Genomic DNA, 14,249 nt, shown 5'->3' with positions numbered 1-14,249 from the left:
AAGATAATCCTTCCGATAGAGGAGGGGAAGGCAACCAGTACTGGTCACTGAGCTGACCAGTACTGGTTCAAAAACGGCCCCAACGCACAGGCACTTTTCTACACAGTTAACCAGCTGTATAATAGCTGAGTAATCGAACACTTACAGTAGCGATATGAAGCACCTAATTTTCGGTGCATCCGGGACGAGAAACTAAGGTGGGCTTCATCGTCTCAATAGGATAGGAAAGAGCTTCATCGGGAGGAGAAAGCAAATACACGGCTCCGAGGGAACTGTGATCAATCTCTCACTTCTCCCCTGATATCTCGAAGGGATACAAAATTTTCCCCAGAGAGCGTGGAGGGAAGTGAGAGAGAGCACAAGGATACAGTACGAGTCATTTGCCCTCAGACCAATAGTGGTTTCATGTACGCACCAATAGTTGTTTGCATACGAAACGAATAGTCGTTTGCCCCCGAAACTAATAGTCGTTCGCATACAGGCCTGTAGTAGTTTACGAATAGGCTTCCATAACATCATCTGAGAACCGCTATACAGTAGAGTGGCTACAGCAAGAGTAGCTTCAAGAAGGTACGAGTAATGAAGAGATGGGCTTGCTGAATGGTCCCACATATAGGTATATGGGTGCGTGGGTAGAGCTATATAGGATGGCGAAGGAAGCTATATAGCTTAGGACTGATTCCTATATAGCTTTGTGAAGTGACTTATATTAGGTTGTTGCTCCGCGTAAGGATAAAAGTTGTGGACGAGTGGCAGATAAGTTTGGACTACGTACGTGGCTCTAATATCTACGTACGTGGATATTTGGATTTGTGTGCCTGGTCTTTAAGACTACGTACATAGACAGAGGAAAACCACTACGTGAAGGCGCTTTTTTCTTCACGAGAACGATGCTTTTCCCTCCGCAGTATAAGAGGAATACGCGCGATAAGAAGAAGGGCTTGTGTATCTCTTCGGAGAAGCATATCGGGGAACTGGGCGTGCAATGCCTTAGTACTCTAAATAGGGGACAGGAGTCTCGGCAATAGTCTCCACAGGGCAATCTCATCGAAGGATCCGCTTGGCGCTGGTAGATACGACCTCAATATAGCTCCAATATTTCCCTTGATTTTGACAGGGTAGATCCTCACCTTCTCTGGATCACAAGCACACTTTATATAAAAATGTGTAATTTCGCAGGCCTTTAGACTAAGGTAATTCCACACAAGCATAGTTATAAATACAGACAATGAAGAAACTCTTTATCGCCTTTTCGCTCCTCGCCCTCTCCGTGGGGCAGGTAGCAGCGCAGACGGACTCTATCCCCACTGAAGCCCCCGAAGTACCAGCTCCAGCACCAGCATGGAAGTTCTCCGGTGTATCGGGCCTTAACCTTGCTCAGACATCACTCACCAACTGGGCTGCTGGTGGTGAGAACTCCGTAGCTTGGAACCTTTACCTCAATGCTTCGGCTAACTACAAGAAGGGAGACTGGAGCTGGGACAATGCCCTGATCACGGACTTCGGTAAGACCTTCACGACCTCCAATAAGTGGCTCAAGAGCGTCGATAAGCTGAACTTCAGCACCAAGGTCGGTCGCAACATCTCCAAGCACTGGAGCATCTCTGCTCTCGGAGACTTCCTCACGCAGTTCGCTCGTGGGTACGACTCTGACACGAACCCCAACATCCCTGGGAACAAGGATAAGTACATCTCTACCCTCCTCGCCCCTGGCTATCTGACACTCGCTATCGGTGCTGACTACAAGCCCAACGAAGACTTCTCCCTCCTGCTCTCTCCCATCACAGGGAAGATGACCTTCGTCCTTGACAACCGCCTCTCTGCAGCGGGTGCCTTCGGGGTTAAGCCCGGTAAGAAGACGCTCGCAGAAGTCGGTGCTCTTGCAGTAGCTAACTACAAGCGTAAGCTCGCTGAGAACATCAACCTCGTCACGAAGCTCACGCTCTTCACGCCTTACAACGAGGACTTCGGTAACATCGACGTGAACTGGGATATGATGATCGCTTTCAAGATCAATAAGTTCCTCACCACGACGCTGACCACGAACCTCGTCTACGACGACGATATCAAGACGGTCGACGCAGCTGGCAACCAGCGCGGTGCCAAGGTCCAGTTCCGTGAAGTACTCGGTCTCGGTCTTGCCTACAGCTTCTAAGGCATAGCCTACCCGGCTCATAATACGCCAAGGGCTACCGCATATCATCAGTATATGGGGTAGCCCTTGCTGCATCTGGGGCAGTCGAGTGCGAACGAATTGTCGAGGGATGAACGAAAAGCCAGATATATTTGTTTTCTTTGCGAATGAAAGATAAAGCAGGATACTTTCTCTATGGAAGCAGGGTGAAAATGATGATTACCCTTCATCCTGCCCGATAGATCATCACACATATCACCACATAGTAGCATTATGATCGGAACGGAAATCAAGGAGTTTGGCCAAGTCATCAACAATGACAAGCTCATGGTCGTACACGTCAACCTTCCCCAAGGCAAGAAGATCGCACCACACGATCACCAGGGGCAGGATATCTTCTTCAGCGTCGTTAAGGGCCAAGTCAAGGCAACCCTCAACAATAGCGAAGAGCATACACTAAGCCCAGGCACCCTGCTGCACTTCGGCGGTGAAGCCTTCATCGGCATCGAAGCCCTCGTCGACAGCGAATTCTTCGTCTACCTCATCAACCTCTAAGCCACCCTCCCCCTATGGAGAATATGCGCAATAACCTGCCCGAGATCGATATGGAGAAGCTCCAGATCGTGCTCGACACCAAGGAGCGATATCTCGATGGCAAGCTCACGCTCGATGAAGCTCGAGCCATACTCCGTGAGCGTGTCAAGACACTGCGTCCCTACGAGATCGCCTTAGCAGAGCAGGAGCTGAAGACCTTCGACGAAGACGAATGTCGCAAGGAAGATATCCAGCAGATGATGGAGCTCTTCCAAGATGTACTCGACCGCAGCCGTCCCGACCTCCCCGAGGACCATCCTATCATGTGCTATCTGCGTGAGAACGATGAGATGCGCCGTCTGCTGAAGCAGGTCGAAGAGCTTGCTCAGTATCCAGTCATCAAGAACCAGTGGCTCGAGCTCTATGATGAGCTACATAAGTTCCGCCTTCACCTCTCCCGCAAGCAGAATCAGCTCTACTCGATCCTTGAGCGCAAGGGCTTCGACCGCCCCACGACGACGATGTGGCTCCTCGACGACTTCATCCGCGATGAGATCCGCGATGCCCGCCGTCTCCTCGAGGAGGATAAGGACGATGAGTTCATCGCTATGCAGCCCACAGTCGTAGCTGACGTACTCGACCTGATGCAGAAGGAAGAGACAGTACTCTACCCCACTTCGCTGGCGATGATCCGTCCAGCTGAATTTGAGGAGATGAAGTCAGGCGACCGTGAGATTGGCTTCGCTTGGATACACGTCGGCAAAGAAGCTCCTAAGGCAGATACTCCGAAGGAGACCGTACCCGCCACAGCAGCCGCAGGCTTTGCCAACGAACTCGCCAGCCTACTCGGTAAGTATGGCTTCGGTGGGGGGAACACCCCAGGTGCACTCCTCGAAGTCGCTACGGGTCAGATGACCCTTGAGCAAATCAATCTCGTCTATAAGCATATGCCTGTAGACTTCTCCTATGTAGATGAGAACGAGATCGTGCGCTTCTACACCGACACCGATCACCGCGTCTTCCCTCGTAGTAAGAACGTCATCGGTCGTGATGTAAAGAACTGCCACCCACGCACCAGCGTACACCTCGTCGAGGAGATTATCGAGAAGTTCCGCCGTGGGGAGCAGAATGAAGTAGACTTCTGGATCAACAAGCCTGGCCTCTTCATCTATATCTACTACGTTGCCGTACGCGATGAGGAAGGGCGCTTCCGTGGTGTCCTCGAGATGATGCAGGACTGCACACGTATCCGTAGCCTCGAAGGCTCACGTACGCTCCTCTCATGGGACAAGAGCAACAAGGCTGCCTCCAAGCATGGGGATGACAAGCCCGCAGAAGCTACGCCTACGGCTCCCGCCCCTGCAGTAGAGGAAGAGAGCGAATATGTATCCTGCTCCTGCATGAAGGGAAGCAGTCACGCTCCTGCAGCGCCCGAGGTAGTACCAGATACCGAAGAGAAGGTAGAAAGCTGTGGCTGCTCGGGTCATAGTGCAGATGCAGAGATCACAGCCTCTACCCGCCTCAAGGATCTCCTTGAGCATCACCCTTGGCTCAAGGGGGCTCTTGCCGAGATTAACCCAGCCTTCAAGATGCTCTCCTCCCCCTTGGCACGCATCATGATCCCCAAGGCAACGGTCGGCATGATGAGCGAACGTAGCGGAATGGACCTGCAGAGCCTTATCGATGCTATTAAGGAGCGTATCGCTGAGCACAAGTAGCAAGCATTTCCCTAACAGATAAAATGACACGCCCCATGAGCAGCTCTGCTCATGGGGCGTGTCACTTAGTTTTTGTTACCTCCAGCGGGTCTTAGAACTCGTACCCGAGAGTGATGTAGCTCGTGACATAGCGAGGAGTCTTGAGGCTCACGTAGTAAGGTGCGCCCAGACTCTTCTTCGTAATGCCCGTAAGGCTTGCATCGATACCGCCACGAAGATAAACGCGGTTGTACTGATACATGAGGTTAGCACCTACACCGAACTCAAAGCGCTTGAAGGCATTCTCCTTGTAGAGATCCTTATCGATGTTTTCTCCCGAGAGCTTAGCCGAGAGACCGTAAGCAAAGTAAGGACCAGCGTTGAGGAAGATGCGGTGCTTCTCTGCGATCGTAGCTAGACGGAAGGAGAGATCCAGTGGGAGCTGGAGTGAGTAGGTCTGGATGGTAGAAAGCTTCTTCTGATTCAGACCATCATCAAGGATCGTCCCCTGCTTCTCACCACGACCTACGACGTAGAGTCCTGGAGTGAAGGAGAAGATCGTGTTGTCGAAAGGCATCACGAGGCTCCCCCCAGCACGAAAGCTAGTGAGATACTTACCCGTGTCACCATTGTGGTGGACACCGAGGGCTGAGATACGCGAGATCGCAAGACCTGCTTCAGCACGATAGTGGAGCTGACCCAGCTCCTGAGCGGAGAGAGCCGTACCAGTAGCGAGGGCGAGGCCTACGCCGAGGAGGAGATTCTTAAAGAGTTTCATTGTTGTCTGTATTTATAGTTGGGTATTCTATAGACTGTTTAGTAGAGGAAGCCGAAGAGCCAGACGGGGATCGTCTTCTCTCGGGAAAGGTCACCACGCTCAAGCACATAGTAGCGGTCACTGCGATAGCGACCAGCAAGCTCCTCCTCGATCTGGAGGGGATAGTGCCCATCAACTTCAAAGAGGGCTAGTGAGGAGCGTGCAGAGATACGCGCCTGATGCCCCTTGCTCAGCTGATTGAAGACAAAGGTACGCAGGAGTTCTGAGCGATCGCAAGCCTCTTGACCCAAGACGTGATAGAGGTTAGGATTACCCAGATAGACGATAGCAGGCTTACCCATCTCGGTATCTTCTGCTCGGTAGATCGGTCGTGCGACACGTGCATCGGAGAGATAGCGCAGGTAGTTCACGATCGTACTTCTCGAGGTCTCTATCTCGAGAGCCAGCTGGGAGATATTGAGCATCTGCAGCGGAGGACGTTGCGCCAAGATATAGATCAGCTTACGAAGCTTGTGCAGTAGGCGCTGCTCGAGTTGCTTGATGAAGAGAAGGTCAACCTCCAGCGTCATATTCAGCGTCTTCAGCAGATTCTCCGAGTACAGTCGCGGCTCCAAGTGGAAGGGATAATAGCCATACTCAAGGTAACGATCCATCCATAGTCCCGGATTAACTGAGGAGAAGATATCTCCTACGACCTCACTCGTATGCTCCATGATATCTTGCAGCTCCAGTGTAGGGAGGGTAATCCCGTTATCCAGCTGAATGAATTCACGCAGAGAGAATCCTGCGAGGTGATAGATCGAAGCAATCGAAGCCAACTCAGGATCTTCCTCCTCGAGGTTCATGACGGCAGAGGCAGTGAAGACAATATGTAGCTCGGGATAGCGGTGGTAGCATTCCTTGAACTCCTCCATCCAGCTCGGATACTTGAAGACTTGATCAAGTAAGAGCCTACGACCGCCTTGTCTGATGAAATCACCGACAAAGTCTACCAGGCGAATCGTCGTGAAGCTGAACTGATTGAGATTGATGTAGAGGCACTCAGGGCTATCGGGTGCATAGTGACGACGGGCATAGTCAAGGAGGAAGGTTGTCTTCCCCACACCACGGGAGCCACGGATACCGATGATCCGATCCTCCCAATTGATCTCATTCATTAGAGCCCGCTGTAGCGTGGGCTTGCCTTGCCTTAGTAGCGCACTATGCGTGCGGTGCAGATAATCCACTGATCTTATTCCTTCTCTCAATATGGTTTCAGAGAGAAGCCTGTGTACACAGAACTCAGGCTCTCCCTTGGTGAATACATATAGTACGCGGGCAAAATTACTTTAAAATAACTAAACAACTTCTACTTCGTCTTTTGCTAAAAGGCATTTAGGGCATGTACACTTCTATAGAGGGGGTACTACGAAGCAATATTGAAGAAGTAGATAAAAACAGCTCACCCCCACCGCATCAATTGAGCGATGAGGGCAAGCTGTATTATGAAGTAGGGGAAGTAAGCCCCTTTAGAAGTTGAAGTAGATGAAGGGCTGAGCGTCTGCGCTTCTGATCTGGATCAGCAGGAAGATCACCCCAATAAAGAGCAATGCTTGCTTAAGGAAAGAGAGATCCGTGATCCACTCACGGAAGCGAAGTTCTTGCTTGTATGAGGTGAAGTGCAGGAGATAACCTATAAGCAAGAGCAGCAAGACATTCTTGTATCCCACGACAAACTGCAGGAAGACCTCAGGGGTGAAGTGATCCTTGATCTGAGTAATCACCGCACAAGCTGTCTCCATCGAGTCTGCACGGAAAAAGATCCAAGCAAAGCAGACGAGATGGAAGGTAATGATCTGCCCTGCGAAGCGCTGCCAACGAAGGGGCTCACGACGACGCCATCCGAAGTGATCAAAGATCTGCATATACAGCTTGTGCAGAGCAAGAGCCACACCATGGATGGCTCCCCAAAGGACAAAGCGGAGAGCTGCTCCATGCCATAGCCCGCCAAGGAGCATCGTCAGGAAGAGGTTGATATAGGTGCGGATCTGTCCCTTTCGATTTCCGCCGAGCGGAATGTACAGGTAGTCACGCAACCAACTTGAGAGGGAGATATGCCAGCGTCGCCAGAACTCTGTAATATTCCCCGACTGGTAGGGCGAATCAAAGTTGATATTGAAGCGGAAGCCGAGTAGCAAGGCGATCCCAATAGCCATATCTGAGTATCCCGAGAAGTCACAGTAGATCTGCATCGCATACCCATAGACCGCAAAGAGATTCTCTATCCCTGTGAAACGCGTCGGCTCAGCAAAGATGAGGTCTACAAGGTTCGCCCCGATGAAGTCTCCGATAATCGCCTTCTTGATCAAGCCACTGATAATGAGCGTAAGAGCTTCTCCATATTCAGCCTTCAGCAGCTGCGGGCGACGATAGATCTGTGGTATAAAGTCCTTCGCACGGACGATAGGTCCAGCGACCAGCTGCGGGAAGAAGGAGAGATAAAAGAGGTAATCAATCCAGCGACGCAGTGGGGCAATCTCCTTTCGGTAGATATCGACCGTGTAGCTTAGCGTCTGGAAGGTATAGAACGATATACCCGCAGGGATGAAGTAGTCGCGAGCCTCCAATGGCACTGCTGGAGGTGTCGTGATGCCAATCGCTGCGAGCAATGTCTGCCCCAGGTCAAGAAGGAAATAGAAGTACTTGAAGTATGAGAGCATCCCGATATTCACGCAAACGCTCGTGATCAAGAGGCGCTTGCGATAACGTGGATCTTCGCTCTGCCCCATAGCCCGCCCAATGAAGTAGTCCATCGTGGCGGCAAAGAGGAGGATCAAGACATACTCCCCACTACTCTCGTAGTAGAAGAAAAGCGAGAAGAGAGCGACGTAGATAATACGTAGCGTCGTCGTCTTCCGAAGGAGCATATAGATCGGCAGGAAAAAGAGCGCACAGAAGAGGAAGAGTCCCGAGGAGAAGATCATCGGACTCTCGCGGTCAAAGCGCAGTACATCGGGGAGTCTCCCCCAGTCGATTGTATCGAAGAAGGTCATTCGTCGTAAAAAGGTTAGCGAAGAGTGAGTGCACGCTCCAGCGCTGAGGTGATAAGTCGCCCCTGACGCTCATAGCCATCACGGCTATAATGCACACGATCACCAGCCATCAGGCCATCGGCGATCCAGGAATTAATACCTGATTGCCCTCCCATAGCAGAGAAGAGGTCGAAGGCAGCTACGCCATGCAGCTCTGCACGATGCATGATCTCCTCTGAGACACGCGCTGCATTCTCATTGAATCTATAGGTCATAGTAGTCACCTTCTTGCGGTGCTTACGCCGGCGTCCTGTGACGACATAGTGCGTAGAGGCTTGGCGGAAGAAGCTCGGGGGAGGGGTTGTCAGTAGAATCTTTGTCTTAGGTAAGATTTCCTTGAGTAGCATAAGCATCTGCTCAAGGCTATCGGTGAAGTCTGCTATCTGGAAGTGCGTACTGTAGCAGTCATTCGTTCCCATTGAGAGGATAAGCAGTTGAGGCTCCAGCAAAGAGAGCTGCTCGACATAGTCTGCGAGCGCATAGTGCCGGTAAGCCGCCCCATTAATACCAATATCATGAACAAGGACACCACCCTTCCCAGAGAGAAGGACACAGCCCGCATAGACAGCTTCATCCGCATCATTCTCCTCCGCCCCCGTGAGTGTGACACTCGTATAGGGTGAGCGCCAAGAAAGCGTATCTACTACGTAGGCTCCCGTAGAAAAGCGTCCTGTACGGAGCTCGGCAAGAGGGAATGCTGTCAAGGGGAGTGAAGAAGCGGTGCGCACAAGGTGCATCTGTCGGAAAGGGTGATCCGAAGAGGTAACCCCAATGGTAAATCGGCTACTAGGACGCGTAGAGAGCACATAGCCCCCTAATCCCATAGGGCGTGTGCCTTCGGGCTTAAGAATGAGCTCGCGCTGCCAACCAAATCCAGACGAAGTGACTCGGTAATCTCGTGGAGAATTAGAGCCATAGAGCGCGTACCAACCTATCCAGCCTCGTCCTGCATCACCGAAGGAAGCTTGCAGCGAGGCACGTAGTGGAGCCGTCGTATGCCCTGCTTGGATATGACTATCGCCGAGCTGAACAATGGAGACCGTGCTACCATTCTTTGCTGCTACACGCAGCTCCTGAGCTAAGCTCGCAAAGTAGCCTGTGGGAGCATAGAAATTCGGCTCGCTCTTTGGCACTGGACCTGCAGCAAATAGAGATCCAGCAATACCCAGCACTCCTAGCGTGAGGAGAAGTGCTGCACGCTTACTTGATCGCATCATAGTACTTTTCTTCGAGGAAGAAGGCATCGAGGAACTGACGAGCGAGCTCGTCACCCCCGCGATGAGAGAGGTGGGTGTAGTCCTTGGCAGCCCACCCCTTGCTGGCGAGCTTACCGATACCACCAAGGCGACCGACAGCTTCACGCGTACTCCAGAAGACCACGCCCTTATCGGCAGAGAGACGGATCTGTGCACGCTCTAAAGCAAGCGCGGCAGGCATCGTGACGACTGCTCCCCCCGAGGCCTTGACACCACGGTCTGATACGCCGAGCAAGAGATAGTCGGCACGCCCCGTCGTTGCACGAAGGTGATCAATAGCCTTACCCAGTTGCTTGGTATAGCCCGAGTAATCAAGCTGCTTCGGAGAGATCGTATTGAGACCGTACTGCAGGACAATAAGGTCATAGGGACGCTCTGCAAAGAAAGCCTTATTAAGCTCAGCATCAAGCGAAGCTAAGATGAGGCCCGAGTTCCCGCGTATAGAGAAGTTATCAACGCTAACCCCCGAAGTACCATCCAGCGAAACCCCATAGCAGACGAAGCCAGAAGCCCCACCCGTGAGGGTGAAGCGCACAGAGCTGATCGAGCCTGTGGCGAGGCGACAAGCACTAAGCGCCTCGGTAGCTGGGAGCTCAAGCGTCGTCGCTTCCTCTGAGTTCGTAGAGACCTCAAGGGTAGCTCCTGATGGAGCCTTATAATAGATGACCGCTTCATTGCAGGGACGAGCTCCCTTAGGAAGGGTGTAGCGCACCCAGTCCCCGACAGAGCCCGTATAGTAGTGGCTTGGGAGCGGATAGCGCCCCTTGGAGTGAAGCTGATTATATTCTTTCCAGCCCTTAAACTCGTGGCGAACCGTGCGACGGAAGCCTGCTGTCTCCGAAGTCAAAGGAAGCCACCCTACCCCAGAGCCACCATACCGAGCTTGTAGCTGGCTACGTATGCTGCTGGTGAAGATGTCCCCCTCAATAAAGGAGTCTCCAAGGACGGCTATACGTACAGGACGCCCCAGCGAACTACGACGGCGGAGCTGCGCAAAGAAATGCTGCAGGCCATCGTGAGCAGGTGTCATATCGACGAGGATACTCGTGGGATGGATGGTCGAGTCCAGCTTCTCAGCTGACATCGCCGAGTCGGGTGTAGCTGCCTTTGCTTGAGCTTCCAGCTCGCGATGGATACGCTCACGCTCCTGCACTTTCTTATCCGTGCTACGAGCCTGCTGGCTAAGAGCTACGGCGTCTTCGCTCTTATTAGCAAGAGAGTCTACCTGCTCACGACGTAGGTCTGAGAGTAAGTCTACCTTGTTCGGCTCCCAACCGAAGATGTTATCTGGCAGGAAGTAGAGCAGAAGGAGCCCCAGCGTCACCGCCAGGGCCAGTAGCCAGAAGCGAAGGAGGTAATCGGGCGACTTAGAGCTTCTCTCCATAGGCCAGGTCTCCAGCGTCCCCTAAGCCTGGGACGATATAGGCGTGGTCATCGAGGACGGGATCGATAGCAGCTACCCAGAGCGTCACATTGTCGTCTGGGAAAGACTCGCAGAGCGTATCTACAGCCTGCTGGCTGGAGATAATCGAGACGAGGTGTACCTCCTTGGGGGTACCCTTAGTCAAGAGCGCACGATAGGCGAGCTCCATAGAGCTTCCCGTAGCGAGCATAGGGTCAACGAGCAGTAGCGTCTTCCCCTCAAGAGAGGGCGAAGCGATATACTCGATGAAGATATCGAAGTTCAGGCGATCCTTATACTTACGGTAAGCCGATATGAAGGCATTCTCAGCCTTGTCAAAGTAGTTGAGGAAGCCCTGATGCAGCGTAAGACCTGCACGCAGGATCGTACCGATGACGATTTGGTCTGAGATCTGAGCACAGCGGGCGACGCCGAGAGGCGTCTGCACGTCACGCTCCGTATAGTGGAGCTTTTTACTCAGCTCATAGGCCATGATCTCACCGACGCGCTCGACATTGCGACGGAAGCGCATGGCATCCTTCTGTATCTCTATATCGCGCATCTCTGCGACGAAGTGGCAGAGGAGAGAATTCTCCTCGATGAGGTGCTTTACTTTCATTGATGATGAAGCTTTGGAAAGGGGAAATATACCTTCAGGCTCTTCTATTCAACGTAGAGAACAAGGCCTTTGAGGTATTCGCCTTCGGGATGGTAGATGTTGATGGGGTGGTCAACGGGCTGAGTGAGATGGTGCAGGATGCGCACCTTACGCCCAGATGCCGCCGCTGCGGTGAAGACCGCCAAGCGGAATTCTTCCTTTGATACCGCCTGTGAGCAGCTGAAGGTGAAGACGATCCCACCTGGGGCGACCTTTTTGAAGGCGATACTATTGATCTTACGATAACCTATGAGGGCATTACGCAGGACCTTGCGATGTTTAGCGAAGGCAGGTGGATCCAAGATGATCAGGTCATATTCACCCTCGGGCATACGTTCCAAGTAGTCGAAGGCATCCTCCGTGACGGAGTGGTGGCGGGGGCAATCCGTACCAAAGTTCAGAGCCACGTGCTGCTCGGTGAGGTACATCGCCTTAGCCGAGCTATCCAGCGAATCCACACGCTTTGCTCCTGCGTGGAGGGCATAAATCGAGAAGCCCCCCGTGTAGCAGAAGGCATTGAGGACGGTTCGCCCCTTAGCGTAGTGAGCTACAAGAGCTCGATTGTCGCGCTGGTCGATGAAGAAGCCCGTCTTCTGACCCTTGAGCCAGTCGGGAGTGAAGCGCACGCCGTTCTCATAGATAGGCGCTGCCTCAGTATGCCCGATGAGGAAGCCGTCCGAAGCGAGTTCGCGCATATCACGAGTGGGTAGCGTCGTCTCAGACTTGTAGTAGATGCCCTCGAGAGGGAGGACGGGATCGCCTGCCTCAGCAAAGACCTCCCACAGCACTTCGGCGATAGTCTGGCGTGCCTGATGCATCCCGAGGCTGTGCGCTTGGACTACGGCTGTGCGGTCATAGATATCGATGATGAGCCCTGGGAGACTATCTCCTTCGCCGTGTACGAGGCGGTAGGTCGTATTGGGGCTATCGCTGGAGTCGACGGGACGAATGAGGTCGCACGAGAGGCGCAGACGAAGCGCAGCCTCCAGGCGACGCTTGTAGAAGGCACGGTCAATGACTTCCTCAGCGTCGAAGCTCAGCAGGCGCACTGCGATACTTCCCCCACCGAAGTGCCCCGTACCTAAGGGACGGCCCTTGCTATCGACGACGGAGACTAAGTCGCCATCTTCCACAGGGGCGGAGAAGGAAGCGATGGCGCCCGAGAAGATCCAGGGGTGGAAGCGCAGGACGGACTCCTCCTTGCGAGGATGTAGGCGTAGCGTAGGATAGCTCATTTATATCAGGGCAAATTGAGTAGGTGATGGAGCGGGGAGCGCCATAAGGGTCGTGTAGATCCGCAGGGATGCCCAAGCATCGAGGGCGGCATAGTGCGCCTGTGCTGGGCTAAGCTTCTTCGCCTCCCAGTCGCTCATGCGCTGCGACTTGCTCATACGCTCAGCGAAGAGGATCGCATAGATCTTCTGCAGGCCGAGCTCACGGATACCGTAGCCACCGCAGAGCTTCTGGAGCTCGACGAAGGAGCCTGGGGTGAAGGCTTCACGACGTGAGAGGGCGGTGATGTCATCGCGCAGGCTAAGCCCTACCTTGATGATCGCTGGATCTTCGAGCAGGGAGATGAGGCTCTTGGGCAAGCCCATCTTATTGAGGCGGAAGAGGAAGCACTCCTCTTCGGTAGCTATCTGAAGGAGGGAGACCTCGTAGCGAACGCCAGCTGTGAAGCTTGGGCGCGTCTCGGTGTCAATACCTAGGATGCCAGCACGACGTAGGCGCATCGCGACACGACGTGCCTCTTCGCGGGTCTCTATGATGGTGATGGGAGCGGGGCAGCGTGCCAAGGCAAGCGACTGCAACTCCTCGTCCGTGATCGAAGGGGGATAAGAGTAGACCGGAGCGAAGGCCGAGGGCTTGGCGCTCGAGCGGCGTACAGGGCGCTCCTTCTCTTGGGGCGCTGCCTTCTCGACAGCGGTGCGCTTTTTAGAAGCGGAGGTCGAAGAGGGCTTCTTCGCCGTCTTCTTCCCCGAAGGACTCTTCGGGCTCGTCTTTGTCGTCATCCTGTGTCTGTAACTGGGAGGTGTAGATACGATGAAGGGCTGTGAGCGACTCAAGGAGTGCCTGCCCCCAATATTCGTGGAAGTAGTGGCGGCAGCGCCCGACAGCTGCGGGGAGCGCCTCTTCGTTCTCGTCGCGTAGGATCCCGAGGAGGTTGCCTACTTGCTGATAGACATCCGAGAGGCCTTCGGAGATGAAGGCAGCTATCGGCGTATCGCTGTAGGTCATCTCTTCGGACTGCGCCGAGAGGTATGCGTCATCCTCACCGAGGAGCGACGAGACACGACTACGCACGGCCTCATAGGCACCTTCGGTGATATATTCTTCGATATAATCGGCTTCGGGACTGTAGAAATAGGAGGGAAGGTGCAGCGTCACCGAGTAGAGCTGGGGCAGGAGCGCCACCAGTTGCTCGACGAGAGCGTCACACTCGGAAGCCTGCTCTAAGAGCGCGGCATAGCGGACGCCGACTGCAGCGAACTCTAAGATCTCTTTCGTATAGAGGCTCTCCGCCTCTCTTACATTTGATTCCATACAGGTGCAAAAGTACTATTTTCTGCTGCTTCGTCCCCTCTACGAGTGTGGCAAGAGCACGAAAAGAAGCACCTCAGCACGCTCCCAAGGGCGAGGCTCTGCGCGGGGAAGGAAATCTTCGCCACGAGGGATCCATTTCGCAGCCCGCATCTGGGGATAAAACGCTACCCAAAGC

Annotated in this window: 12 protein-coding genes; 3 read left to right on the top strand and 9 right to left on the bottom strand. The window is 53.5% G+C overall.

All coding sequences use genetic code 11. The features are described from left to right. The first annotated feature begins 1,228 nt into the window (after positions 1-1,228). The 3 genes from IEX77_RS01140 (at position 1,229) to IEX77_RS01130 (ending at position 4,386) form a co-directional block, all read left to right on the top strand. The gene (locus IEX77_RS01140) at positions 1,229-2,155 is read left to right on the top strand and encodes a DUF3078 domain-containing protein (protein ID WP_188807340.1); all 927 of its coding nucleotides are present in this window, start codon (positions 1,229-1,231) and stop codon (positions 2,153-2,155) included. A gap of 252 nt (positions 2,156-2,407) precedes the next feature. Further along, entirely contained in the window at positions 2,408-2,689 is a 282-nt protein-coding gene (locus tag IEX77_RS01135) for a cupin domain-containing protein (protein WP_060936139.1), read from the top strand. 14 nt (positions 2,690-2,703) lie between these two features. Further along, positions 2,704-4,386, top strand: a complete 1,683-nt coding sequence (locus tag IEX77_RS01130) for a PAS domain-containing protein (RefSeq protein WP_188807339.1) — start codon at positions 2,704-2,706, stop codon at positions 4,384-4,386. A gap of 91 nt (positions 4,387-4,477) precedes the next feature. Here IEX77_RS01130 and IEX77_RS01125 read toward each other — a convergent pair whose 3' ends face one another. The 9 genes from IEX77_RS01125 to IEX77_RS01085 form a co-directional block, all read right to left on the bottom strand. Next, positions 4,478-5,143, bottom strand: a complete 666-nt coding sequence (locus IEX77_RS01125; RefSeq protein WP_188807338.1) for an outer membrane beta-barrel protein — start codon at positions 5,141-5,143, stop codon at positions 4,478-4,480. Between the two features lie 38 nt (positions 5,144-5,181). After that, the gene (locus tag IEX77_RS01120; RefSeq protein WP_229770762.1) at positions 5,182-6,300 is read right to left on the bottom strand and encodes an AAA family ATPase; all 1,119 of its coding nucleotides are present in this window, start codon (positions 6,298-6,300) and stop codon (positions 5,182-5,184) included. 351 nt (positions 6,301-6,651) lie between these two features. Continuing rightward, positions 6,652-8,175: an MBOAT family O-acyltransferase gene (locus tag IEX77_RS01115; RefSeq protein WP_188807336.1), complete on the bottom strand. Its 1,524-nt coding sequence runs from the start codon at positions 8,173-8,175 to the stop codon at positions 6,652-6,654. 14 nt (positions 8,176-8,189) lie between these two features. After that, entirely contained in the window at positions 8,190-9,431 is a 1,242-nt protein-coding gene (locus IEX77_RS01110) for a GDSL-type esterase/lipase family protein (protein WP_229770761.1), read from the bottom strand. After that, positions 9,415-10,854: an SGNH/GDSL hydrolase family protein gene (locus tag IEX77_RS01105; RefSeq protein ID WP_188807335.1), complete on the bottom strand. Its 1,440-nt coding sequence runs from the start codon at positions 10,852-10,854 to the stop codon at positions 9,415-9,417. The genes IEX77_RS01110 and IEX77_RS01105 overlap by 17 nt, the downstream gene beginning before the upstream one ends. Next, positions 10,838-11,491: a uracil phosphoribosyltransferase gene (gene upp, locus IEX77_RS01100; protein ID WP_188807334.1), complete on the bottom strand. Its 654-nt coding sequence runs from the start codon at positions 11,489-11,491 to the stop codon at positions 10,838-10,840. The genes IEX77_RS01105 and upp overlap by 17 nt, the downstream gene beginning before the upstream one ends. 44 nt (positions 11,492-11,535) lie before the next feature. Next, entirely contained in the window at positions 11,536-12,765 is a 1,230-nt protein-coding gene (locus IEX77_RS01095) for a class I SAM-dependent rRNA methyltransferase (protein ID WP_188807333.1), read from the bottom strand. Next, complete coding sequence (locus tag IEX77_RS01090) at positions 12,766-13,542, bottom strand: 3'-5' exonuclease (protein ID WP_188807332.1); 777 nt, start codon at positions 13,540-13,542, stop codon at positions 12,766-12,768. It lies immediately after the preceding gene. Then, positions 13,466-14,074 (bottom strand): DUF5063 domain-containing protein, encoded by a 609-nt coding sequence (locus IEX77_RS01085; RefSeq protein WP_188807331.1) that lies wholly within the window; start codon positions 14,072-14,074, stop codon positions 13,466-13,468. The genes IEX77_RS01090 and IEX77_RS01085 overlap by 77 nt, the downstream gene beginning before the upstream one ends. Positions 14,075-14,249 lie beyond the last annotated feature (175 nt).

This window comes from Porphyromonas pasteri, from assembly GCF_014647755.1.
Classification (GTDB): Bacteria; Bacteroidota; Bacteroidia; order Bacteroidales; family Porphyromonadaceae; genus Porphyromonas; species Porphyromonas pasteri.
This window is presented reverse-complemented; position numbering and strand designations above follow the sequence as displayed.

Excerpts from the sequence above, each read along its gene's own strand:
- upp (WP_188807334.1), bottom strand. The coding sequence starts at position 11,491 with ATGAAAGTAAAGCACCTCATCGAGGAGAATTCTCTCCTCTGCCACTTC.
- IEX77_RS01090 (WP_188807332.1), bottom strand. The coding sequence starts at position 13,542 with ATGACGACAAAGACGAGCCCGAAGAGTCCTTCGGGGAAGAAGACGGCG.
- IEX77_RS01140 (WP_188807340.1), top strand. The coding sequence starts at position 1,229 with ATGAAGAAACTCTTTATCGCCTTTTCGCTCCTCGCCCTCTCCGTGGGG.
- IEX77_RS01135 (WP_060936139.1), top strand. The coding sequence starts at position 2,408 with ATGATCGGAACGGAAATCAAGGAGTTTGGCCAAGTCATCAACAATGAC.
- IEX77_RS01095 (WP_188807333.1), bottom strand. The coding sequence starts at position 12,765 with ATGAGCTATCCTACGCTACGCCTACATCCTCGCAAGGAGGAGTCCGTC.
- IEX77_RS01130 (WP_188807339.1), top strand. The coding sequence starts at position 2,704 with ATGGAGAATATGCGCAATAACCTGCCCGAGATCGATATGGAGAAGCTC.
- IEX77_RS01110 (WP_229770761.1), bottom strand. The coding sequence starts at position 9,431 with ATGATGCGATCAAGTAAGCGTGCAGCACTTCTCCTCACGCTAGGAGTG.
- IEX77_RS01120 (WP_229770762.1), bottom strand. The coding sequence starts at position 6,300 with ATGAATGAGATCAATTGGGAGGATCGGATCATCGGTATCCGTGGCTCC.
- IEX77_RS01125 (WP_188807338.1), bottom strand. The coding sequence starts at position 5,143 with ATGAAACTCTTTAAGAATCTCCTCCTCGGCGTAGGCCTCGCCCTCGCT.
- IEX77_RS01105 (WP_188807335.1), bottom strand. The coding sequence starts at position 10,854 with ATGGAGAGAAGCTCTAAGTCGCCCGATTACCTCCTTCGCTTCTGGCTA.
- IEX77_RS01115 (WP_188807336.1), bottom strand. The coding sequence starts at position 8,175 with ATGACCTTCTTCGATACAATCGACTGGGGGAGACTCCCCGATGTACTG.
- IEX77_RS01085 (WP_188807331.1), bottom strand. The coding sequence starts at position 14,074 with ATGGAATCAAATGTAAGAGAGGCGGAGAGCCTCTATACGAAAGAGATC.